This window comes from Micromonospora sp. NPDC049645 (genome assembly GCF_040675155.1).
In the GTDB taxonomy this organism is placed as follows: Bacteria; Actinomycetota; Actinomycetes; order Mycobacteriales; family Micromonosporaceae; genus Micromonospora.
On record NZ_JBFAOI010000001.1, the window covers coordinates 115,985 to 141,034 of the forward strand.

Below are 25,050 nucleotides of genomic sequence, written 5' to 3' on the forward strand. Positions count from 1 at the left end.
GCCCGGACCGACACCCGCCCCAGCCTGGCCTGCACCGGTCAGTGGTCCCCGCCGCGAAGCTGGTCGACGGTGTGACTCAGGATCGGCCCGAGAACGGCCAGGCCGTCGCGGGCGCCGCCGGTCGAGCCGGGCAGATTGACCACCAGCATCCGGCCGGCGACACCGGCCAGGCCCCGGGACAGCACCGAGGTCGGCACCCGGTCACGGCTGTGCGCGCGGATCGCCTCGGCGATGCCGGGGATCTCGTAGTCGAGCAGACCCCGGGTGACGTCCGGGGTCCGATCCGTCGGGGTCACCCCGGTGCCACCGCTGGTCAGCACCACGTCCACACCATCGGCGCGGGCGGCCCGCACGGCGTCGCCGACCGGCTCACCGTCGGGCACCACCACCGGTTCGTCGACCTGGCAGCCCAACTCGCGCAGGCCGGCGACGAGCAGCGGCCCACTGGTGTCGGCGTAGACACCGGCCGCGGCCCGGTTGGAAGCGACGATCACCCGGGCCCGGATCACGGCCGGTCCTCCGGACGGACCCACTCGCCGGTCTTGCCGCCCTCCTTGCGCAGCACCCGGACCGCCTCCACCGACGCCGCCGGGTCGACCGCCTTGACCATGTCGATCAGGGCGAGACCCGCGACGGCGACGGCGGTGAGCGCCTCCATCTCCACGCCCGTCCGGTCCGCCGTACGGGCCGTGGCAGTGATCTCCACGGTGTCGGCGGTCAGCACCAGGTCGACGGTGACGCCGTGCAGGGCGATGGGATGGCAGAGCGGGATCAGCTCCGGAGTGCGCTTGGCCCCCATGATCCCGGCCAGCCGACCGACCGCCAACGCGTCACCCTTGGGTAACCCATCGCGGTGCAGCAGGTCGATGACCTCGGGGGTGGTGTGCAAACGGCCGGCCGCGACGGCCAGCCGACCTGTCACCGCCTTGGCGGAGACGTCGACCATGCGGGCCGCGCCGGCGCGATCGACGTGGCTGAGCTGCGCGGGTTCGGTCACGGTGCTGAGCCTAGCGTCGCGGTGCGACGGTGATCCGGAGGAGCGGTGTCCGGCTGACGCAGCCGAGTTCGGACACTTCCGAAGATGAGTCGGTGCCGGCCCAGATCGTATCCACTCCCATCATCTCCGAAGCGATGGAATCGCCAGCCCGAAACGCCCGATCCGGATGCCCGTCCGCGCGAGCAACTCAATCGCGAGACGGTGCTCCACCTCCGCCGCCATAGAACGAGCGGTGCGAACCGGGCCAAGCGGAACGTCAACGGGCATCGGCCCTTTTACTGGTCCACCGCCAGCCTGAGTAGCTCTTAGGTTGACCCGGAGAATCCCGTTCGACGGGGGCTCCTTGCCTCCCGGTACTGGTTTTCGAAATGGATAAGACCGATTCAGTTCGGGTCAAGTTGCGGTCGGTGGCCATTCCGATGCCGATTCACAAGAGCCCTGCCGCAATCCACAGATTCGAACATACGTCGGATTGGCGGTGTAAGCCACGCGCGGTCGGCCACGGCCGAATGCGGTAGCGCGGTCGACCACAGCCCAACGATCAGCTGGTCGACCGGAAAGATAAGTCAGCGTGAACAGCAGGCATCGCGAGCACCACCTGCTGGCTGAGCGTCCCGGGATGCAACTTGACGTCGGCAAGCCGCACGTCGGGTCCGCCCAGCACCTTGATCTCCAACAGTCCCCCGATCCAGAATCTGTGGGTGTCCGGATGATCACTCGGAGAAAGGTTGGCGGCGACGAATTCGACGTCAGAACCGTTAGCGCCGGCCCGGGAACCGCCGACATTCCGGCATGTGCCGCAAATTCATCCGACAGGACCTACGCTGAGCCAAACCCCGGGCGAGGAAGATGAGTTTGCTCGTTCAGACTGAGGGACGGAGACGGCAGGAGCCTGGACGCCAAGCACGCCCACGGCGATGGCCGGCAACATGCGACCTGCAGGCCGAACAACCTGACCCCGCTCCGCATAGGAGTCATGGACACAACGTTACAAAACCCTCTATCTTGGCTTATGTTGCGCATACCGACATTTATTGCTGCTAACCGCATCGAGTTCCCCCTAGGCTCTCGTCACGAAATACAGCCCGAGACACAGAACCGCGTCGCGGGTGACGAGAGTGGAGGGAGCGTGCAATGCGCGGCAGCGACTGGCACTGACATTCGAGTGACACACAGCGGTAGGCTCCTGTCGTCAACATGTAACTGTCGGCAACGACAGGAGCTTCATGAGTCGGGTTTCATCCGAGGACACCACGAGAGCAGACCGGCGACTCCTGTTGCTCGTCGGCATCATCGTCATACTGGCTGTCGGTCCGACGCTCATCGCCGTCACCGACCTACTGGCTCACCCGCCGAACTCGGTGGGCGATGGCGCGACGATCGTCGCGTTGACCTTCATGACGGCCCTCGGGACGATCATCAAGGCGCCCATCCGCATCCGTTCGACCACGCACGCGATCACCTGGATCGAGGCGGCGATCGTGATCGGGCTCGCGGTGGCTCCGCCTGCCTGGGTGTTGCTGGCGACCGGAGCGGGCGTCGGCATCGCGTCGGCGATCATGAAGCTTCCTTCGATCAAGACCGCCTTCGGAGTAAGCAAGAACATCCTCGTCGCCGGTGGAGCGAGCGCCACCGCGCTGGCGGTCCACTGGCAGTGGCCACCCGTGGGGCTGACGGAGCTCATCGGCCTGTTGGGAGCCATCTACCTGGTCGCCGCACTGTTGGACGATCTGCTGGCAATCCCGGTGATCGCGCTGGCGACCGGCACCCGGATCTCCCGCCAGTTCCTCAACAACCTTGACCTCCGGCTGGCCGGCTTCGGCGTGCGCTTCGTCGTCGCCCTCTGCACGCTGTTCATCCTCTGGGCGGACCCCCGCCTCCTGCTCGCCGTCCCACCCCTGGTCCTGAGCCTGCACCTGGCCTACTCCGCGCGCATCCGAGGCCGCACCGAGCAGCAGGCGTGGCAGCGACTCGCCCGCACCACCGACGCGCTCAACGTCGTCGACCTGGACAACGTCCTCACCACCGCCGTCACCCAGGCCGCCGAGTTGTTCTCCGCGGACGAGGTCGAGATCGAGCTGCGCGACGGTGGCCGCACCGTACGCGGCGGCACCGGCGGCATCACCTTCGACGGGCCGACCGGAACGCCCACCGACGTGGACGGCACGGTCATCCCCGCGCCGTTGGAAGGCCATGACCGGACGGTCGACGTCGGCATGCTCCGGCTGCGCTTCCGCGGCCCGGTGCAGCTCTCCGAGCGGGAGCAGTACACCCTGCGCACCTTCGCGTCCGCGCTCTGCACCGCCGTCCGCAACGCCCAGGCGTACGCCGAGCTGGCCCGGGTCGCCGACGAGCACGCGTACGCGGCCGCACACGACGCGCTGACCGACCTGGCCAACCGCCGACACCTCCTCGACGAGGGCACCGAGCAGTTGAGCACCCGGCACGCCGACGGGGTGACCGCGCTCGTGCTGATCGACCTGAACCATTTCAAGGAGGTCAACGACACGCTCGGGCACGCCGCCGGCGACCAGGTGCTGGTGCAGGTGGCCGACCGGTTGCGCGGCGCGGCCCAGGCGACCGACCTGGTGGCCCGTCTCGGGGGTGACGAGTTCGCCGTACTCCTGCGCGGTCTGCCGGCCCCGGCGGTGGCCGCGCACCGGGCCGAGACACTGCTCGTCGCCCTGCACGAGCCGTTCGAGCTGGACGGCATGCGGATCAGCGTCGAGGCCAGCGGCGGGATCTCCATCGCCCCGTCCAGCGGCGGCATGGCCGAGCTGCTGCGCCGCGCCGACGTGGCCATGTACCAGGCGAAGCGGGCCGGCCAGCGGATCGCCACGTACGCCCCGACCCGCGACACCGCGGACCTGGGCCGCCTCACCCTCGGCGGTGACCTGCCACGCGCCGTCGCCGACCACGAGTTCGTCGTCAACTTCCAACCGATCGTCGACCTGGGCAGCGGCGCGGTGACCAGCGCCGAAGCACTGGCCCGCTGGCACCACCCCACCCACGGCATGATCGACCCACTGCGGTTCCTGGAGGCGGTGGAACGCTCGGGCCTGCTCCCAGCCTTCGCCGAAGCGATCCTCGACCAGGCGTTGATCGCCGCGGCGACTTGGCGCGAAGCCGGCTTCGACGTACCCGTCGCGGTCAACGTGTCCCCCCGCAGCCTGCTCGACGCGCGGTTCCCGGGCTCGGTGCTGGCCCGCCTGCGCGCCCACGACCTACCACCGGACCGGCTGGTCCTGGAGCTGACCGAAACGCTGACCCTCAGCCAACTCGACGTGGTCGACCGGGTGCTCAGCCGGTTACGCGACGAGGGGGTCCGGTTGGCGTTGGACGACTTCGGCACCGGCTACTCCTCCCTCTCCCTGCTCTCCCGCATCCCGGTACACGAGCTGAAGATCGATCGGAGCTTCGTGACGACCATGGAGAGTTCGGCGGAGGCCGCCGCCGTCATCCGTTCCACCCTCGACCTGGGCCGCAGCCTCGACCTGGACGTGGTGGCCGAGGGGGTGGAGAGCGAACCGCAGCGACGCGCCCTGTGGGAGTTGGGCTGCGTCGCCGGCCAGGGGCACCTGTTCGCGCGGCCGATGCCGTCCGGCACCCTGCTCGCGGCGATGCAGCGCGGCTCGGGCGGTCGCCCCGGCACCCTCGCCGCGCCGTTGCACGACGCCGGCGCGGTGATCCGGTTGAACCAGAACCGCCGCCAGGCCGGCCGCTCCGGCGCCGACCGTCTCCCGCACCTGCCCGCCTGAGCAAGCAACAGCACGCCTGAGCGAGCAACGGCCTGCGGCGGCCCGGCTGCGCGAGCAGCGGCACGCGGCGGCCCGGCTGCGCGAGCATCGGCACGGCTGAGCAGCCTCGGGCCGCCGCGCCAGCAGGCCGATCTGCCAGACTGTCGCGCGTGATCGTCGACGACCCGACCGCCCGCCGTCGTCGCTGGCACTGGCGGACGCTCGACACCGCCGCCGGCGGACTCGCCCTCGACCTGGGTCTCTACGGCGTCTCGGCCATCTTCGCCGCGATCACCACGGTCACGTCGACGCTGCTGCCGCACCGGGCGTGGGGCGCCGTCGCCGCCGTCGGCTACCTGCTCGCGACGCTGGCGGTGATCGTTCAACTCCTACTACGTCGACGCTCTCCCACCTCCCGGCTGAGCGGTCTCCCAGCCCGCTGGGTGATCACTGGCCTCACCTGGGCGGCCACCACACTGCTACCCCTGCTCTGGCAGAGCATCGACCGGGCCGGCGGGCGCACCGACCGGGCGCAGGAGGAGGTGCTGGTCGTGGAACAGGCCGGCAGCCGCCTCCTGGAACACGGCACGCCGTACCTCGGACCCGACGCCATCGCCGCCCTGCCACCCGACGAACAACTGATGGGCTACACCCCGTACCAGCCCGGCATGGCGATGTTCGGCCTGCCCAGAGCACTCGTCGACAGCTGGTGGACCGACTCGCGGGTCTGGTTCGCGGTGGGCACCACGCTGGCGCTCGCCCTGGCCGTGGCCGCCCTGCGGCGCACACCGGCCACCGCCGGCCAGGCCACCGCCGGCCAGGCCACCGCCGCCACGACGCACCGGCGCGACGCCGCCCTGCTGCGCGGCGTGCAGGCCGCCACCGTACTGCCGATCTGTGCCCTCACCCTCGCCACCGGCGGCGACGACCTACCCGTACTCGCGCTCTGCCTGCTGGCTCTCGCGTTCGCCGCCACCGAACGACCCGGCCGCGCCGGCCTCGCGGTCGGGCTCGCCGGCGCGCTGAAGCTGTTCGCCTGGCCGGTCGCCCTGGTCCTGATCGTCTGGGGCCTGACCCGGCGCGCCGGCGCGCGGGTCGCCGCCGGCGCGATCGGCCTGCCCGTCGCCGCACTACTGCCGGCGCTGCTGGTGGACCACGACGCCCTCGCCGAGAACGTCCTCCGCTTCCCCCTCGGCCACGGGCTGGTCACCAGCCCCGCGCAGTCCCCGTTTCCGGGTTACCTGATCGCCAGCGCGCTGCCCGCCGGCCGGTTGATCGCCGCCGCGCTGCTGGTCGCGGCCGGAGCGGCCATCGCCGTCCAACTCGTCCGCCGCCCGCCCCGCACCGCCGTCACCAGCGCCCTCATCTGCGGGTACGGGCTACTCGCCGCGATCGCCCTGATGCCCACGACCCGCTTCGGCTACCTGCTGTATCCGCTGGCCCTGCTCACCTGGGCGCCCGCGCTGCACCGGACGGTCGACCAGCCACCGACCGCCCCGGCTCCCGGCGAGCGGTCCAGTTGGACCACTTCGGCGTAACTGCCGGGCGAAACCGCGCGTCAGGGCGTAGACCTGAAGGCATGACGACGTACCGCGACCGGGCCGACGCGGGCCGGGTGCTCGCCGACCGACTCACCGCACTCGTCGGCGAACCGGACGTCGTCGTCCTCGGCCTCGTCCGTGGCGGCGTGCCGGTCGCCCGGGTCGTCGCGGAACGGCTCGGCGCACCACTGGACGTGCTGGTCGTCCGCAAGCTCGGCATCCCCTGGGCCCGCGAGGTCGCCTTCGGCGCACTCGGGCCGGGCGGGGTCCAGGTGCTCAACGACGTGGTGGCCGGCCGACTCAGCAGCGACGACATCGCCGAGGTCAGCCGGCGCGAGCAGGCCGAGCTGGAACGCCGGGAGCGGCTCTACCGGGGCGGGCGCGCCCAACTGGACCTCACCGGACGGGCCGTGGTGATCGTCGACGACGGTCTCGCCACCGGCGCGACCGCCCGCGCCGCCGTCGAGGTCGTCCGCCAACTCGGGGCCCACCGGGTGGTGGTCGCGGTGCCGGTCGGCGCGCAGGAGGCGTACGAACTGCTCGCCGCCGAGGCTGACCAGGTGATCTGCGCCCAGCGCCCGCCGGACTTCGGCGCGGTGAGCGTCTACTACGACGACTTCCACGAGGTGTCCGACGAAGAAGTCACCGAGGCGCTCACAGCAACTGCATAGGTACAGCAGGTACCGTCGGGCGATGAGTAGCCTCACCTGTCCGAAGTGTCACGGAGAAATGCGCCAGTACGAGCGCAGCGGCGTCGTCATCGACCAGTGCGGGGAGTGCCGAGGCATCTTCCTGGACCGCGGCGAGCTGGAGAAGCTGTTCGAGGCGGAGGCCAACTGGAGCCGCCAACAGACCGGCGGCGCGCCAGGGCAACCCGCGCAGCAGCCGGCCGGCTACCCGCCCCCGCCGCCCCCGCCGCACCAGCCCGGTTACGGCGCCGTCCCGCCGCCGCCCCCGCCCGCCCACGGCTACCCGCCGCAGCCGGCCTACGGCCACCAGCAGCAGCACCACGGCTACCACGGCCACTACCGGCAGAAGAAGCGCAAGGGCTTCCTCGACGAGATGTTCGGCTGAGCCCTGCCGACCTCCCGCCCGGGTCGATCCACGCGTCGGCCCGGGCACACCACCCGAGCCATTGATCGTTGGCGGGTGTGGTGGTTCATGCGAGGCTGAGTCGCATGACCGCACACCGACCGGACGAGGCGCTGGCCCAGGCGTACGACGGGATCACCGCGGTGGTCGGTGGCCTGGACGACGCCGGCCTGCAACGGCCCACCCGCTGCCGGGGCTGGCTCATCGCCGATCTGCTCCTGCACGTGCTCGGTGACGCCCAGCGGGCACTCGTCGCCCTGGCCAGCCCCGTCGACGGCCCCGCCGACGTCGACGACGTGAGCTACTGGCGTGACTTTCCCGGCGGCGATGACGGCACCACCGGGCACGCCTGGTGGGTCCGCCGATCGGCCGCCGCGTTCGACCGCCCGACCGGGATCGTCGACCTGTGGCGGGACACCGCCCCGGCAGCGGTCCGCGCCGCCGCTGCCGCCGACCCTGACGGGTACGTGACCACACAGGGGCACGTGCTGCGCGTACCGGATTTCCTCGCCACCCTGACCACCGAGGCCGCCATCCACCACCTGGACCTGACGCTGGAACTCCCCGACGCCCCGCCGCCCGGCCCTCTTGCGGTACGCGTCGCGGTGGCGACCATGGACGGCCTGCTCAGCGACGACACGGTCAGACCCACCGCCTGGGACGACCACGACTACCTGCTGAAGGCCACCGGGCGTGTCCCACTGACCGACCGGGACCGGCTGGAGCTGGGCGAGTCGGCGGGCTGGTTTCCCCTGCTCGGCTGACCCGACGAGGGACCGCCGCGCCGGTCAGCCGATGGCCATGTCCACGAAACGGGACAGGTGCAGTTGGGCGGCGACGGTCACGGTGTCGGTAGGCCCATTCCGATGCTTGGCAACAATGAAGTCCGCCTCCCCGGCCCGCGGCGACTCCTTGTCGTAGTAGTCGTCGCGGTGCAACAGGATGACAACGTCCGCATCTTGCTCAATTGACCCAGATTCCCGCAAGTCGGACAATTGGGGTCGCTTGTCGGTGCGCTGCTCGGGACCACGGTTCAGCTGACTGACCGCGATGACCGGGCACTCGACCTCCTTGGCCAGCAGCTTCAGGCCACGGGACAGGTCGGCGACCTCCTGCTGCCGGCTCTCGGTGCGCTTCGGTGAGGTCATCAGCTGGAGATAGTCGACCACGATCATCTTGAGGTCGTGCCGCTGCTTCAGCCGCCGCGCCTTCGCCCGGATCTCCATCAGGTTCATGCTCGGCGTGTCGTCGACAAAGAGCGGCGCCTCGCTGATTTCGCCCATGCAGCGGGCCAGCTTGGTCCAGTCGTCGTCGGAGAGCTGACCGCTACGCAGCACATGCAGCGGCACCCGCGCCTCGGCGGAGAGCAGCCGCATGACGATCTCGACCTTGCTCATTTCCAGCGAGAAGATGGCGGCGGCCTGGTTGGCGCGGATCGCAGCATTTCGGGCAAAGTCCATACTTGCCGTGCTGTTGTGGGTAGGAATCATCGCTCGGCTGGCGAGGTACAGGTGTTCCTCGTTATCGACAGTCACGCACCGGACCGGAACGCTGGGAACCGGCCGAACGTCGACGATGAACCGCGAGGTCGTCCGAACATCGGAGGTGCGGCGGCGTTCGGCGTGCGCGTCCTGCTTCCGCTTGAGCCGGAAGATGACGTCCGGGGTGGAGAAGCTCAAGGTGTACGCCGTTGACGACTCGGGAGTGCGGCCGCGTACCGGCTTGGCGTTGACTCTGCAGCGGTAGCCGAGGCTGACGATCAGTTCGCGTACGTCCTCAGCCAGCCGCTTCGAGGTCGACGTGTACTGGAGGTTACCGGTGGGGGCCACCGTCCCATCGGTGTCCATCAGCCCAGCGAGCAACGCTCTGCGCTGAGCCTCAGATGCCCGCAGGTAAGAGACCGGGATGTGCTTGTCGGCCGCTACCCCAACCTGCCGCAACAGGCCGAGGAAGGAGCCGTCCCGGTGACGGCAGGCGGCGCACTTCCTGGTCCCTGGGTTCTCCCGCAACGCCCTGGTGGAAACGCCACAGTCCACGCAGACGCCGTTCGCCGGAGCAGCGGACGTGGGCCGCAGCAGGATGGTGTAGACCATCGGCCCGCTGGGCCGCACGACGAAACCGTCAGCCTCGACGAGCGTGACCATCTCTGGATCCGCAGTGGTGAAACGGCTGGCACCGCTGTGCCCGTCACCGAGCCACGCTCCCAGGGTGTAGGGCGGGACCAGCAACTCCCGGTCCGGGAGTTGGAGGGGAGCGGAGTTCCGCACAGCGTGGTTGAGCCGCCGGTCGGCGGTCTCCGTGTGCAGCGTGGCCGCGATGTCAGCAGTGGTGACGACACCGTCGTGCTCGGCCCGGCTGCCTGCGTTGACCTGCCGCTCGGCTCGCTCGGGAAGCGCGGTCAGCAGCGGACCGGCGGGGTAGCCGGGGGCACTCCAATTGCGTGTCTTGCCGTTGCGGACGATGGGGCGGCTGACCCGGCCGATCGGCCCGACCTCATGGGCGACCGCGTGCAGGACATGCCGGAACTCTGGCCCGGCCTGTTGGATCGTGTCGAAGAGGGTGATCGGCTGGTTTCGCAGGGCGCTGAGCGTCTTGTGGGCCGTACGTGAGCCAGCAAGCGACGCTTCGGGCCAGTGTCGTCGCTGCCGCGCCGGCTCCTGCCGCCGGCTCGCCCGCGTGGTCGTCTTCCACAGATGCTCCGCGTCCGCCACGATGACGGTGCCGTCCGAGAACTCGACCTCGTAGCAGGGGCGGTCGTGCAGCACGTCGAAGGCGTGCGTGACAGTGGTCGGGGATCCGTCGGCTGCCAGGAGCTGATCGCCCGCCTGGACCTCGCCCATCGTGGTCCAGCCGTCCGGCGTCGGCAGTGGGGTGTCGAGCGCGAGCGCCTTTCCCAGACCGGGTCGACCCGCCACGATGATCAACTGCCCGGCGTGCAGGCCGTTGAGCAGCCGGTCCAGGTCGCTGAAGCCGGTGGGCACGCCGGTCATCACACCGCCCTGCGCGCCCACCGCCTCGATCTCGTCAAGCGTGGGCTGCAACATGTCGGCCAGGATCGCGAAGTCCTCGCTGACCCGCCGTTCGGTGACGTCGTAGACGGCCTGCTGCGCGAGATCGACGACGTCGTCCACGTCGCGGCTGCCGCCGCTGGCGGTGCCGTAGCCCAACTGCACGATCTTGGTGCCGGCCTCGACCAGCCGGCGCAGCACCGCGCGCTCGCTGACGATGCGGGCGTAGTACGCCGCGTTCGCGGCGGTGGGCACGCTGGCGATGAGGGTGTGCAGATACGGCGCACCGCCGATGCGCACCAGATCGCCGGAATCGGCGAGCGCCGCCGCGACCGTGATCGAGTCGGCCGGCTCACCCCGCCCGTAGATGTCCAGGATGATGTCGAAGATGGTGGCGTGCACCGGCCGGTAGAAGTCGTTGGTCTTGAGGATCTCTACGACGTCGGCGATGGCGTCCTTGGAGAGCAGCATGCCGCCGAGGACGCACTGCTCGGCGGCGACGTCCTGCGGCGGAGTCTTGTCGAACTGGCCGTCCCGCTGCGCAGGTGGCTGGCCTCCGCCGGAGCGTGGCTCTGCCCGCATGTCGTCGGTGACCGACACGGGTCCCCCCTCCACTGCGCCGGATCCAGCCCCAGCTTTACCGCTGGGGTCTGACACTTCTCCTCCGACCGGGCCGGTCGATCGGGGGCCATCGCCGGCGGTCGAGGGCCAACCATACGGACCCCGAGGTCAGCGACTCAACCAAGCCGGTGGACGAGCCTCGGGACAACCTGTGGATCCCGGTGGACAGCATGTGCGCAGCGTGTGCACAGCCTGTGGAAAACCATTGGGGAATTCTCGGCCGAAAGTCGTTGACCTGCGGATACGTGCTTCACAGCCTGTGGAGGAGAATATTTCGGTCGGGCCTGTGACACGATCGTCCCGTACTATCTCCAGCGAACGGCTACACCTGGACAGCGGATTCCGCTTTCGGTTCAGAAGGGTCACACTCCGGCCGTGAGTTACCGGGACTGGGGACGCGGCGATGGCAGCCCGCGCGAGCGCCAGCCAACCGCCTCGTGGGGTGAGCGCGCGGCGTCCGTTCCGGTCGATCCGTACGACGAGGAGGGGCGCTACCGCACCTCCAGCCGGCGGCGTGCGTTGGATCGCGGTCAGGACGAGCCGGTCGACGCCTACCTGCCCCGCTGGGCGCTGGAGTCGGGGGTCCGGCACGCTGACGGTGGCGGTCGCCACGCGGCACCGGACGAGGACGAGCGTGAGCCCGAACGGCCGACGTCCGATGCCGGCAGGTGGTCCGCGGAGTCGTCGACCGGTCGGCGGCGGGGCCGGGAGATTGGTCGGCGGGAGCAGGCCGCGATCGGCCCGGCACCCGACTCGGACCACACCAGGGAGTGGACGCTCGACCGGCCACAGGAGCAGGGGTACGCGGGCCGTCGACGGGCCGATTCCGGGGAGGACGAGCCGGTCTCCGGCGCCGTCTCGGACCGGCGTCCCCGCCGTGCACCCGTTGGTCGTCCGCAGGTGATCTGGTCGGGCGGGGACTTGGAGGCGGCCCCGGCCGAGCAGGCGCCGGCCGAGGAGCCGAGCCGTCGCAGTCGGCGCAGCCGTCGGGCGGCGGAGGAGTCCTGGTCCCGTCCGGCGGCCGACCCGTGGGTCCGCGGATCGGATCCGGTGGCTGAACCCGAGCCGTCGTACCCGCCCGCGGTGGATCCTTGGGACGCCTCGGGCATGCACGCATGGCCGCCGTCGGCCGGCGCGGATGGCGGGGATCTGAGCGGGCAGTGGTCGGCGGTCGAGAGCGTCGGTGGTTGGGAGCGGTCCGACCGCACCGGCCAGTGGGAGCGGTCGGCGATCGAGGACGACGACTGGGACCGTACGTTGGCGCCACGCTCCGACCGCTCGGTGGCGGCGGAGGGGTGGCCGAGCCGGGACGGGGGATTCTGGTCCGGCACCCGGCTGGCCGACGACGATCCGCGGTGGGCGGATCCGGCGACGTCGGCGCCCCGGTCTCCGGTGGTGGGATACACCGCTCCGCGACCGCGCAGCGCGCCGGTGCAGCCACCCGCGCGTGCGCCACGGCGTCGGCCGGAGCGGCCGGTGGCGGGGACGGCGTCGGTGCGTCGGCGGGTCGAGTCGGCGGCCACGGGTGCCTGGGCACGGCGTCTGGAGGACGACCTGCTCGACCCGGATCCGGGTGGGTCCGTCCGGCCACTGATCTACACGGCTGCCTGCTACCTGGTGCCGGCGATGCTGATCTTCGTCTGGTTGTTGACGTTGGACAGCCAGGCGCCGGCCGGGTGTGTGACCGACATCAGCGGGGGCGGATGCGACTCGGCCCGGTCCCGCGCGTTGGAGTCACTGCTGGCCGGTTCGCCGCGCTTCGGGTTGGCGTTGGTGAGCAGTCTGGTGGTGGCGGCGCTGCTGCGCCGGGTGGGTACGACGTGGCGCTCGGCGACCATCGCGCTCGCCGCCGCGGTGGTGGGCGGCGGCCTCTCCACGGTGCTGATCAGCGCGGTGACGGGTCAACCGATCGGCTGACCGGCGTTCGGGGCAGCCGGGTCGGCGCGGGCACCGTCGGGTTGGACGAGGTACGCACGAGGGCCCGCACCGATCGCTCGGCGCGGGCCCTCGTGGTGATGTGTGCGGACGTCAGCCCTGAACGACGTTCAGGTTGAACGACGCGGTCACCTCGGGGTGCAGCTTGATCTTCACCGGGTAGCTGCCGGTCGACTTGATGTGACCGGGCACCTCCAGCCGACGCCGGTCGAGGACCGGGCCGCTGGCCGCCTTGACGGCGTCCACGATCTCGGCCGGGGTGACCGAGCCGAAGAGCCGTCCGCCGTCGCCGGCGCGGACCTTCAGGTTGACCTTGAGACCCTCGAGCTGAGCCTTGACCTCGTTGGCGTGGTCGAGGTCGCGGATCTCCCGGGCCGAGCGGGCCCGCTTGATGACCGTGACCTGCTTTTCCGCGCCCTTGGTCCAGGCGATCGCGAAGCCCTGCGGCAGCAGGTAGTTACGGCCGTAGCCGTTCTTGACCTCGACGATGTCGCCCGGGGCACCGAGGCCGGACACTTCCTGAGTCAGGATGATCTTCATATCGGTGCCTCCTCTCAGCGGGTGGTGGCCGTGTACGGCAGGAGCGCCATCTCACGGGCGTTCTTGACCGCACGGGCGATCTGCCGCTGCTGCTGCGAGGTCACGCCGGTCACCCGACGAGCGCGGATCTTGCCGCGATCGGAGATGAACTTGCGCAGCAGCGCGGTGTCCTTGTAATCGATATAGGTGATCCCGTCCTTGTCGAGCGGGTTCACCTTCTTCTTCGGCTTGCGAAGTGCCGCAGCCTTGGCCATTGCACGTGCTCCTGGTTTGCGATCGCGGGCGCTCGGCGCCATTAGAACGGTGGCTCCTCGTCAAAATTGGCGCCCGAACCGGCACGCGCGGGAGAGGGAGCAGCCGAAGCCCAGGGGTCGTCGAAGTTGCCTCCGCCGCCACCCTGGTTGCCACCGCCACCGCCGCCACCGAAGCCGCCGCCACCGCCGCCGGAGCGGGACATTTTCTGCACCTTCGCCGTGGCGTAGCGCAGCGACGGGCCGATCTCGTCGACCTCGAGCTCGATGACAGTGCGCTTCTCACCCTCGCGGGTCTCGTAGGACCGCTGACGCAGCCGGCCCGACACGATCACCCGAGCGCCACGCTGCAGCGACTCGGCGACGTGCTCGGCGGCCTGCCGCCACACGGTGCATGCGAGGAACAGCGGCTCGCCGTCCTTCCATTCGTTCGACGCCTTATCCATGAAACGGGGCGTCGAAGCGACTCGGAACTTGGCGACCGCAGCCCCGGAGGGGGTGAACCGCAACTCGGGGTCATCGGTCAGATTGCCGATGACCGTGATGGTGGTGTCTCCTGCCATGACCATCTCCTCGCGCACTCAGCGTCTCGTCGTAAAGGCTCGCAGAGCCGTACGACAGAGTCGCGGAGGCTGATCCGGACGAACCGGGGTTGGATGCTTTAGCGCATTTCCGGTCGGATGACCTTGGTGCGCAGCACGGACTCGTTGAGCCGGAGCTGACGGTCCAGCTCGGCCACCGCAGCAGGCGTGGCCTGCAGGTCGATGACGGCGTAGATGCCTTCGGCCTTCTTGTTGATCTCGTACGCGAGGCGCCGGCGGCCCCACACGTCGGTCTTCTCAACCGAGCCACCCGCGGTCCGAATCACGTTCAGGTACGTGTCGAGCGACGGTGCGACGGTGCGCTCCTCGAGGCTGGAATCGAGGATGACCATTAGTTCGTAGTGACGCAAGACGTGCTCACCTCCTGTGGGCTAAGCGGCCACGGTCCTTCCGTGGCAGGAGGTCTTGTGTCGCTGCCCGCACGCGCCGAGGGAACCCGGCCGGACGCGGACAACCTGACCAGGATACCCGGTCCCAACGATCATGCCCGGGGCGGTCGGGCCCGCGGCCGGACGTGCTGACGGGGGTCCACCATCCGACCGTTCGATCGGCCGATGGTGGACCCCCGTCTACAAGGCCGCGGGGCGTCCGGTCCGCATTCCTTGGGTGGGACCTGGGGAGGAACGACCACACCGATGAGGTTGGACCGAAGACGCCCCGCGGAGCTTTATCGTGTTGTTATCTGACGATACAACAGCACTCGTACCTTGTCGGGGGAAAAAGCACAAATTTCCGAGATTCTTCATCGGTCGGCACCCGGTGTGCGAAGGGGTCGCCCCCGCTGCGCCGGGCCGCGCGGCGGGAGTGACCTCGCTGTCGGCCGTCGACCACCGGTCGCCGCGCGCGAGGCTCGCGTCACTGGCGGCACCGGATGCTGGTCGCCGGTCCAAACCCATCAACGATCGTCGGTCCGTCCGGTGACGCGACACCGCCCCGGCCGTCGCCCGGCCGGTCAGGGTCGCGACGTAGGCTCGCTCGCATGCGTATCGGAGCCCACGTCGATTCGACCGACCCGCTGGCGGAGGCGGCCGCCCGGTCCGCCGACACCGTGCAGTTCTTCCTTTCCGACCCACAGGGGTGGAAGGCGCCCAAGCCTCGGGAAGATGCCGAACGGCTGCGCGCGGCCGAGGTCGACCTCTACGTGCACGCGCCCTACGTCATCAACGTCGCCACCCTCAACAACCGCATCCGGATCCCGAGCCGGAAGCTGCTGCTCGGGCACGCCAACGCGGCCGCCGCCATCGGCGCCAAGGGACTGATCGTCCACGGTGGGCACGTCAACGCCGGCGACGACCTGGCCGTCGGCTTCGACAACTGGCGCAAGACCTTCGCGTACGCGGCCGACTCCGGTGGCTTCGGCGTGCCGGTCCTGATCGAGAACACCGCCGGCGGCGACAACGCCTGCGCCCGACGCCTGGACGCGCTCGCCCGACTCTGGGACGCCATCGGCGACCACGAGGTCGGCTTCTGCCTGGACACCTGCCACGCCTACGCGGGCGGTGAGGAGCTGCTCGGCCTGGTCGACCGGGTGAAGGCGATCACCGGGAGGATCGACCTGGTGCACGCCAACAACTCCAAGGGCGCGTTCAACTCCGGCCAGGACCGACACGACAACCTGGGCGGCGGGACCATCGACCCGCAGCTGGTGGTGGCGGTGATCCGGGCGGCCGGCGCGCCGGTGGTCGTCGAGACGCCGGGCGGCGTTCCCGGCCAGGCCGCCGACATCGACTTCCTCCGTCAGCAGCTCGGGACGGGAAGCCCGGCGGCATGACGACCGGACAGCCCGGGACCGGCAGCGCCCGGCCTACCCCCACCGGCGCGGACGCCGAGGTTCGACCCGCCGTTACTGCCGCCGGGAGCACGCCCGCCCAGCCGGCCCGCAGCTCCGACCCCGCCAAGGCTTCCGTCGAGACCACCGCGGACCACACCCCGCCGGGCGATGGCGCGACGACCGCCCCCGCCCCGACCGGCGGCCCCGTTATCGAAGCCGCGCCGAGCGGTCCGGCCAAGAAAGCGGCCCCGCACGGCGACAAGGGGGACGTCGCGGCCAAAGACAGCGACGCGACCAAGGGCGACGACCCGACCAAAGACAGCGACGCGACCAAGGGCGACGACCCGACCAAGGACAGCGACGCGACCAAGGGCGACGACCCGACCAAGGACAGCGACGCGACCAAGGACAGCGACGCGACCAGGGACGGCGACACGACCAGGGGCGACGGCACGACGACCAAGACGGCCAAGGACGGCGACACGGCCAAGGGCGAGAAGACCGGCGACGCCGACAGTCCCGACAAGGCCGACGGCGAGGCGAAGCCCGTCACACCGGAACGTTGGGAGGCGTTCGCCTCCGCCCCGGAGCCGAAGCCCTCCATCGTCAGTCGGGCAGGGCGAGCCGTCGGTCGGTTCCTGATCCACGAGTGGACCCTGGCCAGCCTCGGCGCGTTGGCACTGGCCGTGCTGATGACCTGGCCGACGTTGCGCTATCCGCGCTACACGCTTCCGCAGGACTACTGGGACCCGAGCCTGCAGGCCTGGCAGATGGCCTGGTCCGGGCACATCCTGCTGGCCGATCCGGCGCGCCTGTGGCAGTCCAACACTTTCTTCCCCGAGCTGTGGAGCTTCGCGTTCTCCGACACCCTGCTCGGGTACGCCCCGGCCGGGATGCTCGGCAGCGGCCCCGAGGACGCGATCCTGCGCTACAACATCATGTTCGTGCTGGCCCACGCCCTCGCCACGCTCGGGGCGTACGCGTTGGCCCGGCAGCTCGGAGCCGGCCGGATCGGCGCGGCCGTGGCTGGCGTGAGCTACACCTACGCCCCGTGGTTGCTGGCCCAGGCCGGGCACCTGCACGTGCTCTCCAACGGCGGGATCCCGCTGGCATTGGCCATGTTGGCGCGCGGGCACGGCTGGTCGTTGCGGCACGGCTACCGGCCGGAACGCCGGCACGACGGTTGGGTCTACGCGGGTTGGCTGGTGGCGGCCTGGCAACTCAGCCTCGGCTTCGGCATCGGGCTGCCGTTCGCGTACTTCCTGGCCGGCGCGGTGCTGGTCGCGGCCGTCCTCTTCGGTGTCCGGCGACTGCGCACCGGCCAGGCCGTTCCGTTCGGTCGCCGGTTGTTCGCCGCCGACGTGCTCGGCGGGGTGTTGTTCGCCAGTGTGGGTCTGCTGATGGCGTTCCCGTTCTTCAAGGTGACCGAGCTGCACCCGTATGCCGAGCGCACCATCGCCGACATCGGCCTCTTCTCGCCGCCGGCGTCGGGCTTCGTGACGGCGCCCGCCGAGTCGCGCATCTGGGGTGGACTGCACGAGGGGGCCCGCGCGGCGCTGCCGTGGCACCCGGAGATGACCCTGCTGCCGGGCTTCGTGCTCTACGCGCTCGCGGCGGGTGGGCTGTTCTTCTCGGTCTGGCGGCTGCGGCACCGACTGCTGCTGCTCGCCGGGGTGCTGGTGACGATGGCGTTCGCGATGGGCACCCGTTTCTTCGACGGCACCGTGACCTACGTGCCGCTCTTCGAGCATGTGCCGGGCTGGAGCGCGCTGCGTACCCCTGGGCGGTTGATGCTCTGGACCACGTTGTTACTCGGCCTGCTCGCGGCGGGCGCGGTCACCGCGCTCACCGACCGGGTCCGTGAGTTGACCGCGCAGCGGATCCCGTCCTGGCCGGGGCCGTGGCTGCGGATGGCCACCCTGCTGCCACTGCTGCTGGTCACCGTGGAGGGCCTGAACACGACGCCGCATCCGGTGGTGCCGACCCAACCGGCCGCGATGCGCGCGGCGGAGGGCCCGCTGCTGGTGCTGCCCAGTAACCAGAGCCTGGACCAGCACGTGATGCTCTGGTCGACCAGCGGGTTCCCGGACGTGGTCAACGGCGGTAGCGGCTTCACTCCGCGTCAGCTCGACGACGTCCGTCGGGTGAGCCAGTCGTTCCCCGACCAGACCAGCGTCGACTACCTGCGCACGCTCGGCGTCCGCACGGTGGTGCTGCTGCGCGGCCAGATTGCCGGCACACCGTGGGAGGTCACCGTCAACGCGCCGGTCGAGTCGCTCGGCATCACCCGACAGGAGATCGGCGAGGCGGTCGTCTACCGCCTGTGATCCCGCGGTAGTTGAAGCCGTTGGTCGACCGAAAGTTCGGCCCGGGTCGGCACTCCGACGATGGAACACCGTTCATTCCATCGTCGGAGTGCCGACGTGATGGCGGTTTGATGGCCGCCCTGCCTAGCGTCGCTGGCTCAGCCTGTTCACGTCGGCCCCTTCGGTCGGTCGACGGTTCGACAAAGGAGACGGATGACGAAGCCGAAGGTGTCCCAGTCAAGCCGCCGTTCGTGGCACTCCCGACTGCTGCTGATGCTGGCGATGGGCCTCGCGATGGTCATGGGGTTCCAAGCGCCGGCGATGGCCGCCACGTCGGGCTGTGGCTCGGTCTGCGACGGCAAGGATCCCGACACGTACTTCGCGACGGTCGACGGGCAGGTCATGCGGTGCAGCTTCATCGACGTCATCACCCCGTACAGCGTGGCCAACGTCGAACTGCGCTACAGCCCCTTCTGCCGGACCGCGTGGGCGCGGCAGACCGACAGCTTCGGCTGGCTGTCCGGGGTGTTGGTCCAGAGCTACAACTCGAACGGGACGCTGCGTCGGACCGTTGACGACACGTCCACCTCGGGCTCCTGGTCGGCCATGGTCAACGACAAGGGCATGACCGCGCGGGCGTGCTTCTACCAGTACGACAGCGAGGCGGATTACGACGCCGGCAACCGCCGCATCCTCCGCTGCACGGCGCGCTACTGACGTCTGTCGTACGACGGGGACGCCACGGCGGCCGGAGCGTGACGCTCCGGCCGCCGTGGCGTCTATCGCGGGTGGCCCAGGGCCGGCGCCGCCTCGACCTGGGCGGCAGGTCGAGGTCGCCAGCGGTCGAGCCAGGGCGCGTCGGGTGCGCCGTCGAGCACGCCGCCGTCCGGGTCGTCCGGGTAGGTGGCCCGCACCGCGTCCCGCTCCGGGTGCAGGATCTCCTTGACCACCAGCACGCAGAGCACCACCACGGTGGCCAGCCGCAGCGTCGAGGCCAGTACGAACACCCCCTCCGGGAAGACCGGCCGGCTGGTTGCCGCACCGAGCAACTCTCCGTAGAAGGCGACGAAGTAGCAGACCTCGGCGATCTGCCAGGCCAGGAACGCACCCCACTTCGGCCGGGCAAGCACCACCAGTGGCAGCAGCCAGAGCACGAACTGCTGCGACCAGACCTTGCTGAAGATGAGGAACGCCGCCACCACCAGGAAGGCGAGCTGACTCAGCCGCGGTCGACGCGGTGCGCGTAGCGCCAGCACGGCCACGCCGAGGCAGGCCAGCCCGAACAGGGCGTACGACAGGGTGTTGAGGGTCGGGATGTTGGCGTTCAGCCACTCGAACGGGCCGAGCCGGGTGGGGTCGTTGCCGACCTTGCCGTCCAGATAGCGCCCGATGTACCAGAGCGTGCCCCAGTCGATCGGCCGGGTGGTGTTCAGTTCGAAGAATCGGTCCCAGTTCTCCGGGTACGCCCGCGCGGCCGGCAGGTTCACCAGCACCACGGCGGCGATCGCCGTGCCGATGGCGATCAGCGCGGCGCGGACCCGGTCGGCGCGCAGCGCCAGGATGAGGATCGGCCCGAGCAGGAACAGCGGCCACAGCTTCGCCGCGCCGGCCAACCCGAGCAGTACGCCGGCCGCCGCGGGTCGTCTTCGGGCCCAGGCCAACAGGCCGAAGGCGGCCAGCCCGATGGCGAGCAGATCCCAGTTGACGGTGGCGGTGAGCACCAACGCCGGGGCGAGTGCGAACATCGCCGCGTCCCAGGGTCGTCGACGGCGCAACGCCAGGATCACCGCCACGGTGGCGACCGCGAGCGCACCCAGCACCAGCGCGTTGAGGTTGTAGAACCACTGGCCCTGGTTGATGCTCGGGTCGCCGTCACCGATGGCGTGCACCGGCAGGCCCAGCGCCCCCATGAAGTAGCCGGTGAGCACCGGGTACTCGACCGGGTGGTCGCGGTAGGGCACCTTGCCCTCGTTGAGCCCTTCGGCGTAGTAGAGGGCGAGGACGTCGGTGTAGCAGAACCGGGTGTACTGGACGTTGTTCTGCCAGGCCCCGTTCTGACAGGGCGACTTCTGCACCCAGTGCAGCGCCAGCGTGAGACACACCAGCGCCAGCACGATCCGCACGGCGGTCCAGAAGCGCCGCTCCCCACCGGCCGGCCGGTCAAGTGCGGTCGCGTGGTCGCCCAGCGGGCCGCCGATGACGCTGGAGAGGCCCCGGACGAACCCGTCGGAGCGGGACGGGTGATCGGTGGTTCCGGCGTCGTCGATGCCGGGCGTCGACTGGGTACTCATGGGACAGCATCCTGCCGTACGACAGGGTCGGCGACGAGCTACCTCGGCGTGCCGTCGAACAGTCCACACAGCCAACATCCCCGCCGGGCTGGCCCGGGGGCAGGGCCGGTGCCAAGGTCCGGGCTTGGGTCTGGCACCTGGAATACGCCGAGCGACTCGGGCTACGGGTATTTCGACTCGCAGGTCGACCAAAGGCATGAACAATCGTCCCATCCAACGCCCATAAACCATATCCATTCACGTCGCCACGGGTCTTCTTCCGACGACTCGCGGCTAGCCGACCCAGGCCATGAACAGGTCATTTCGGGTTGACCAATTTTGCACGTCTTCCAGGTTGAAGGTATCCAACATTGCCTGATCAGCCTGCCAACCGCTTTTCCAGGCTCAGGCAGAGAGAATCAGCTGGTGTTGACGTGCTGAATTACCCGCCACATACTTGGGAAGTTCGGCAGAAAGCCGACGCCCGCGGGGGAATGGAGATTTAATGAAACCGAAACGGCTTTACGCTGCTGCCACGATGCAGCTATTTGCGTTTCTCCTGGTAATCGCAAGCGTGGTAGCCACCAGTTCGGCGCCTGCCAGCGCCGCGTCGAAAATGGACCCCCACCCGGAAACCTACTCGGCGTGTCAGGAGTTCGCAGCCGCAGATTATCTCACCGCCATCGGCGGGTGTAATTATATTGATTGGGTTGCCGGCCCGTCGTCGAACACGATCCAGCACAGCGGATACATCAAAATTGGACCTAACGCCACTTCGGCGACCGGCTGCAAGGTGACGGCGTACGTCACGATCAACTTTGTCAGCACTTGGACGACTCCCAAGGTGACGAGGGACTGCACCAACGCACTCACGAACCGGAGCGCCGGAGTGTCGACGTACTTCTGGGGCGGCCAAACGTCCGGAACCAGCGGGATCGGACAGATGTGCATCGATCTTTACTACAACAATTCCAGCAGCTCGGGCTGGCAGCGTTGCCGGCAGACTGGCGTGTCGCAAATGCCCTAACCTCGCCCTGTCATAAGGGCTGGTTGTAGTAGGTCTCGAACGTGAAGTGCCCTCTGTGGCGGATGATGGAACCTTTTGAAGGTCACATCACTCCGCGACGGAGGGCACTTTCTCGTTGCAGAGGCACGCCGAGCTGCCCGGCCAGGTGTCGTATGACGCGCTTCAGGTCCGTCTCGCGGGACGAGCGCACCGTGCGGGTACGAACGCGCCGCCGGCCGGGACAGGTCGTCCGGCCGGCGGCGGCGTGGTCGTGCGCTGGTGCGGGTCAGTCCCGGTTGGGGGGCAGGCCGGGCAGCACCCCGCCGCCACCACCACCTGCCCCGGGGCCGCCGGGGCCGCCGGGGTTGTTCTGGTTGTTGCCGCCCGGGTTGTTGCCGTCGGTACGCGGGCAGAACGGGTCGGTCAGCGGGTTACAGGGCGCGTTGGGCTGGCCCGGCTGATTCGGCTGACCCGGGAAGACCGGCGGCGTAGGCGGCGGAGGCGGCGGGGGCTTCTCACCGTTCCCGGAGTCGGGATCGCCGATGTTCGCCGCCGGCGGGAAGTCGAGCTTGGGCTTGCCCTTCAGCGCCTCGTTCATGAACCGCTCCCAGATGTCGCCCGGGAGGTTGCCACCACTGACCTTTCGCTTGTCCTTGAGGATGAGTGGCTTGCGGGCATTCACGTTGCCCACCCAGACCGCGGTGGCCAGCTGTGGCGTGTAACCGATCATCCAGGCGTCGCCGTTGTCCTCGCTGCCGCCCTTGAGTTCCCAGGTGCCGGTCTTCGAGGCTGCCTTGCGGCCGTCGTCGAGCCGGTGGTTGACGGCGGCCGGATAATCCTTCAGCACCGACGTCACGTCGTCCACCACGTTCTTGTCGATTCTCCGCTTCGAATCGAGTTTCTCGCTGTAGACCTTGTCCCACTTACCGGTGTTCGGGTTCTGCTTCTCCACCGAGTACAGGAAGTGGGCCTTGTTGTAGACGCCCCCGTTGGCGAACGTGGCGACGCCGTTGGCGTGGTCCAGCACCGTGATCGGGTACTGGCCGTAGCCGACCACGTTGAAGAACGGCTCCGGCGTGATGTCCTTCGGGTCGGTCTTGGTGAGGTCGTAGGCCTTCGCCGGGTTGGTGTCCGTGCGCCACATGGTGGTCACGCCCGCCTGCTTGGCCATGTCCACGACCTTGTCTGCGCCGATCTCCTCGGTGACGTAGTAGAACGGCACGTTCAAGGACTTGAGCGTGGACACCCGGAGCGTGCAGGAGTTACCGCAGTCGGGGTTGTCGTCGCCCGCGTTGCTGACCTTGAACTCGGTGCCTTCCGGCGTGAATGCCTTGCCCTTCCACCGAGATTCGAGCGCCTTCTTCTCCTTGAGCGCTGCCGCCAAGGTGTAAATCTTGAAGCTGGAGCCTGGTGAGTGACCGCCGCTGATCGCTCCGGTGGAGTCGGTGTTCTTGCCGGCGTAGTCGGTGCCGGTGCCGTTGTCGCCACCGTAGTACGCGAGCACTCGACCGTTCGTCGGGTCGATCGAGACGACCGCGGCCATCAGGTTGGACGGCTGGCCAGCCAACTCGGAGCCCTTGGACTTTCGCTGAGCGGTTTCGACCGCCGCCTGTTGGATCGTCTTGTCGACGGTCGTGCGGATCCGGTAACCGCCGGCCATCAGCGCCTGCGAGCACAGCGGCTTGGCGTCCGTCACCTGCTCGTCCTTCTCGACGCAGATGCCCCTGTCCCGCATCTCTTCCCGGACGTAGTTGATGACGTTGCCGTACGGCGTGTCGACGCCGAAGTCGACGCCGATGCCGCCCTTCTTCGGGGCCTTCAGGGTCTTCGTCGGGTACTCGGTAGGCCGTTCCTTCTTGCCGGGCACACCGAGCCAGCCCTCCTTGACCATCCCGTCGATCACGTAGTTCCAGCGATCCTGGGCCGCGGTCGGATTGATCGCCGGGTCGTACCCCTGGTGGGTGGAGCTCGGCTCCGGCTGCTTGATCAGGGCCGCGAGCACCGCTCCCTCGGCCGGCTCGAGCTTGCTCACCGACTTGCCGAAGTAGGTCTGCGCCGCCGCTTCGATGCCGTAGGCGCCGCGGCCGAAGTAGATCACGTTGAGGTAGTGCTGCATGATCTGCGGCTTCGTGTACTCGTCGTTGAGCTTGGAGGCGAAGATCGCCTCCTTCACCTTCCGGGCGTAGGTGTCGTCCTTGAGGTTGTCGTAGGCGTTGCGCGCGTACTGCTGGGTGATGGTGGAGGCACCCTGCTTGTCACCGCCGGAGAGGTTGTTCCAACCGGCGCGGGCGATGCCTTTGTAGTCCACACCCGAGTGTCGGTAGAAGTTCCGATCCTCGGCCGCGGCCACCGCGTTCTGTACCCACTCCGGGATCTGGTCGATGGTGACCAGGGTGCGGTTCTGATCGCCCACCTTCGCGATGATCGTCTTGTTGTCGAAGGCGTACAGGGTGGTCGCCTGCGGCGGGGTGATCTCGTCCGGGAGTACCACGCTTGTCGAGTAGTAGGTGAAGGTCACCACACCGAGGCCGGCGAGCATGATGAAGACCGCGAACCCGGCGATCAGCAGGTTCATCCGCTTGCGCTTCTTCGCCCGCCCCGCCGCGCCCGAGTCACCCGGACCACGACCGCCCCGACCGGGGCCGTTGGGGCCGCCCGGCCCGCCCGGACCACCGGGGCCACCGGAGACCGGTGAGACGCTCGCTCGGGCGACCGCAGCGCGACCACCGACCGAGGCGGAGCCGACGCTGGCCCGCCCCGCGGAGGCGGAGCCGACCGAGGCCGCGCCGACGGCGGCGGCACCGACCACTGCCCTACCCGCCGGCGCGCCGGGCGCCGGGGACACGGGCACCGAGGCCCGACCCGCGCCGGCTCGGCCAGCGGCCACTCCCGGTGCCGGCGACACCGGCACCGAGGCCCGACCGGGCCGGCCCGGGGATGCCGAACCCACCGAGGCGGACCCGGCCGCCGCGCCGCCGCGTGGCGGCACCGAGGCCGAGCCACCGACCGTGGCGCGGCCGCCGGCGGCTCGCGGGGTCACCGAGGCTCGGCCCGGGGTCGCCGCGCCGCCCTCCGAGGCAGACCAGCCGCTCCCGCCGGAGTCACCGCGAGGTCGGCGGTACGCGTCGTCCGCGCCCGGTCCGGGGTCACCGTCCGGACCCGGGTACTGGGCCCGTCCGCGCGCAGAACTGGGATCGCCGTACGAGTTCATTCCTCACACCCTGCCGGTCGCGGTGGGGCGCGACTGCGCCGCCACCGGGTTGCCGTGAGTTGCTTCACCCCGGACACCGGCACGGGGGTGCCTGGCGACCGGGGTCATTGCCGTATCAATCGGTCCAATCGGACCAATAACCGGTCGACCGTCCCGGGTTTC

At 69.6% G+C, this 25,050-nt stretch carries 20 protein-coding genes; 10 read left to right on the forward strand and 10 right to left on the reverse strand.

Annotation, left to right across the window (positions count from 1 at the left end; translation table 11 throughout):
- Positions 1-38: 38 nt before the first annotated feature.
- The 3 genes from AB0J33_RS00595 to AB0J33_RS00605 all read right to left on the reverse strand — a co-directional run bounded on the left by AB0J33_RS00595 (position 39) and on the right by AB0J33_RS00605 (position 1,673).
- The gene (locus AB0J33_RS00595) at positions 39-509 is read right to left on the reverse strand and encodes a MogA/MoaB family molybdenum cofactor biosynthesis protein (RefSeq protein WP_363608414.1); all 471 of its coding nucleotides are present in this window, start codon (positions 507-509) and stop codon (positions 39-41) included.
- Positions 506-997, reverse strand: coding sequence for a cyclic pyranopterin monophosphate synthase MoaC (gene moaC, locus AB0J33_RS00600; RefSeq protein WP_363608416.1), 492 nt, complete (start codon positions 995-997; stop codon positions 506-508). Before moaC ends, AB0J33_RS00595 begins: the two co-directional genes overlap by 4 nt.
- A gap of 541 nt (positions 998-1,538) precedes the next feature.
- Complete coding sequence (locus tag AB0J33_RS00605; protein WP_363608418.1) at positions 1,539-1,673, reverse strand: hypothetical protein; 135 nt, start codon at positions 1,671-1,673, stop codon at positions 1,539-1,541.
- A gap of 550 nt (positions 1,674-2,223) precedes the next feature.
- On the opposite strand from AB0J33_RS00605, the gene AB0J33_RS00610 reads away from it, so the two are divergent.
- The 5 genes from AB0J33_RS00610 to AB0J33_RS00630 all read left to right on the forward strand — a co-directional run bounded on the left by AB0J33_RS00610 (position 2,224) and on the right by AB0J33_RS00630 (position 8,131).
- Complete coding sequence (locus tag AB0J33_RS00610; RefSeq protein ID WP_363608420.1) at positions 2,224-4,755, forward strand: bifunctional diguanylate cyclase/phosphodiesterase; 2,532 nt, start codon at positions 2,224-2,226, stop codon at positions 4,753-4,755.
- Positions 4,756-4,904: 149 nt separating this feature from the next.
- Entirely contained in the window at positions 4,905-6,272 is a 1,368-nt protein-coding gene (locus AB0J33_RS00615; protein WP_363608422.1) for a glycosyltransferase 87 family protein, read from the forward strand.
- A 41-nt stretch (positions 6,273-6,313) separates the two neighbouring features.
- Complete coding sequence (locus AB0J33_RS00620) at positions 6,314-6,946, forward strand: phosphoribosyltransferase (protein WP_363608424.1); 633 nt, start codon at positions 6,314-6,316, stop codon at positions 6,944-6,946.
- A gap of 22 nt (positions 6,947-6,968) precedes the next feature.
- Positions 6,969-7,349 carry a zf-TFIIB domain-containing protein gene (locus tag AB0J33_RS00625; RefSeq protein ID WP_238670049.1) on the forward strand — a complete coding sequence of 127 codons (381 nt, stop codon included), beginning with the start codon at positions 6,969-6,971 and terminating at the stop codon, positions 7,347-7,349.
- Positions 7,350-7,453: 104 nt separating this feature from the next.
- On the forward strand, positions 7,454-8,131 hold the full coding sequence (locus AB0J33_RS00630; RefSeq protein ID WP_363608426.1) for a maleylpyruvate isomerase N-terminal domain-containing protein: 678 nt from the start codon (positions 7,454-7,456) through the stop codon (positions 8,129-8,131).
- Between the two features lie 24 nt (positions 8,132-8,155).
- Here AB0J33_RS00630 and dnaB read toward each other — a convergent pair whose 3' ends face one another.
- The gene (gene dnaB / locus AB0J33_RS00635) at positions 8,156-10,990 is read right to left on the reverse strand and encodes a replicative DNA helicase (protein ID WP_363608428.1); all 2,835 of its coding nucleotides are present in this window, start codon (positions 10,988-10,990) and stop codon (positions 8,156-8,158) included.
- Between the two features lie 381 nt (positions 10,991-11,371).
- Between dnaB and AB0J33_RS00640 the strand changes: the two genes are divergently transcribed.
- Complete coding sequence (locus AB0J33_RS00640; RefSeq protein WP_363608430.1) at positions 11,372-12,913, forward strand: hypothetical protein; 1,542 nt, start codon at positions 11,372-11,374, stop codon at positions 12,911-12,913.
- Positions 12,914-13,024: 111 nt separating this feature from the next.
- On the opposite strand, the gene rplI is transcribed toward AB0J33_RS00640, so the two are convergent.
- From rplI to rpsF, 4 genes are all read right to left on the reverse strand, one after another.
- Entirely contained in the window at positions 13,025-13,471 is a 447-nt protein-coding gene (rplI, locus tag AB0J33_RS00645) for a 50S ribosomal protein L9 (RefSeq protein ID WP_088987066.1), read from the reverse strand.
- Positions 13,472-13,485: 14 nt separating this feature from the next.
- Positions 13,486-13,725: a 30S ribosomal protein S18 gene (gene rpsR, locus AB0J33_RS00650; RefSeq protein ID WP_013289355.1), complete on the reverse strand. Its 240-nt coding sequence runs from the start codon at positions 13,723-13,725 to the stop codon at positions 13,486-13,488.
- A gap of 41 nt (positions 13,726-13,766) precedes the next feature.
- Positions 13,767-14,303 carry a single-stranded DNA-binding protein gene (locus AB0J33_RS00655; protein ID WP_181518404.1) on the reverse strand — a complete coding sequence of 179 codons (537 nt, stop codon included), beginning with the start codon at positions 14,301-14,303 and terminating at the stop codon, positions 13,767-13,769.
- An 80-nt stretch (positions 14,304-14,383) separates the two neighbouring features.
- On the reverse strand, positions 14,384-14,674 hold the full coding sequence (gene rpsF / locus AB0J33_RS00660) for a 30S ribosomal protein S6 (protein ID WP_036391391.1): 291 nt from the start codon (positions 14,672-14,674) through the stop codon (positions 14,384-14,386).
- Between the two features lie 629 nt (positions 14,675-15,303).
- On the opposite strand from rpsF, the gene AB0J33_RS00665 reads away from it, so the two are divergent.
- The 3 genes from AB0J33_RS00665 to AB0J33_RS00675 all read left to right on the forward strand — a co-directional run bounded on the left by AB0J33_RS00665 (position 15,304) and on the right by AB0J33_RS00675 (position 19,118).
- Positions 15,304-16,095, forward strand: coding sequence for a deoxyribonuclease IV (locus AB0J33_RS00665; protein ID WP_363608434.1), 792 nt, complete (start codon positions 15,304-15,306; stop codon positions 16,093-16,095).
- Entirely contained in the window at positions 16,092-18,422 is a 2,331-nt protein-coding gene (locus AB0J33_RS00670; protein WP_363608436.1) for a hypothetical protein, read from the forward strand. Before AB0J33_RS00665 ends, AB0J33_RS00670 begins: the two co-directional genes overlap by 4 nt.
- Before the next feature lie 192 nt (positions 18,423-18,614).
- Positions 18,615-19,118: a DUF2690 domain-containing protein gene (locus AB0J33_RS00675; protein WP_363608438.1), complete on the forward strand. Its 504-nt coding sequence runs from the start codon at positions 18,615-18,617 to the stop codon at positions 19,116-19,118.
- A 62-nt stretch (positions 19,119-19,180) separates the two neighbouring features.
- Here AB0J33_RS00675 and AB0J33_RS00680 read toward each other — a convergent pair whose 3' ends face one another.
- Entirely contained in the window at positions 19,181-20,692 is a 1,512-nt protein-coding gene (locus AB0J33_RS00680; RefSeq protein ID WP_363608440.1) for a glycosyltransferase 87 family protein, read from the reverse strand.
- Positions 20,693-21,176: 484 nt separating this feature from the next.
- On the opposite strand from AB0J33_RS00680, the gene AB0J33_RS00685 reads away from it, so the two are divergent.
- Entirely contained in the window at positions 21,177-21,698 is a 522-nt protein-coding gene (locus AB0J33_RS00685) for a hypothetical protein (protein ID WP_363608442.1), read from the forward strand.
- Positions 21,699-21,963: 265 nt separating this feature from the next.
- Here the strand turns inward: AB0J33_RS00685 and AB0J33_RS00690 are convergent, their stop codons facing one another.
- Entirely contained in the window at positions 21,964-24,888 is a 2,925-nt protein-coding gene (locus AB0J33_RS00690) for a transglycosylase domain-containing protein (RefSeq protein ID WP_363608444.1), read from the reverse strand.
- Positions 24,889-25,050: the final 162 nt, after the last annotated feature.

Bases quoted from the DNA above. Each gene is read 5' to 3' on its own strand.
- AB0J33_RS00610 (WP_363608420.1), top strand. From the start codon at position 2,224: ATGAGTCGGGTTTCATCCGAGGACACCACGAGAGCAGACCGGCGACTC.
- AB0J33_RS00620 (WP_363608424.1), top strand. From the start codon at position 6,314: ATGACGACGTACCGCGACCGGGCCGACGCGGGCCGGGTGCTCGCCGAC.
- AB0J33_RS00625 (WP_238670049.1), top strand. From the start codon at position 6,969: ATGAGTAGCCTCACCTGTCCGAAGTGTCACGGAGAAATGCGCCAGTAC.
- AB0J33_RS00630 (WP_363608426.1), top strand. From the start codon at position 7,454: ATGACCGCACACCGACCGGACGAGGCGCTGGCCCAGGCGTACGACGGG.
- rplI (WP_088987066.1), bottom strand. From the start codon at position 13,471: ATGAAGATCATCCTGACTCAGGAAGTGTCCGGCCTCGGTGCCCCGGGC.
- rpsR (WP_013289355.1), bottom strand. From the start codon at position 13,725: ATGGCCAAGGCTGCGGCACTTCGCAAGCCGAAGAAGAAGGTGAACCCG.
- AB0J33_RS00665 (WP_363608434.1), top strand. From the start codon at position 15,304: ATGCGTATCGGAGCCCACGTCGATTCGACCGACCCGCTGGCGGAGGCG.
- AB0J33_RS00670 (WP_363608436.1), top strand. From the start codon at position 16,092: ATGACGACCGGACAGCCCGGGACCGGCAGCGCCCGGCCTACCCCCACC.
- AB0J33_RS00675 (WP_363608438.1), top strand. From the start codon at position 18,615: ATGACGAAGCCGAAGGTGTCCCAGTCAAGCCGCCGTTCGTGGCACTCC.
- AB0J33_RS00680 (WP_363608440.1), bottom strand. From the start codon at position 20,692: ATGAGTACCCAGTCGACGCCCGGCATCGACGACGCCGGAACCACCGAT.
- AB0J33_RS00685 (WP_363608442.1), top strand. From the start codon at position 21,177: ATGAAACCGAAACGGCTTTACGCTGCTGCCACGATGCAGCTATTTGCG.
- AB0J33_RS00690 (WP_363608444.1), bottom strand. From the start codon at position 24,888: ATGAACTCGTACGGCGATCCCAGTTCTGCGCGCGGACGGGCCCAGTAC.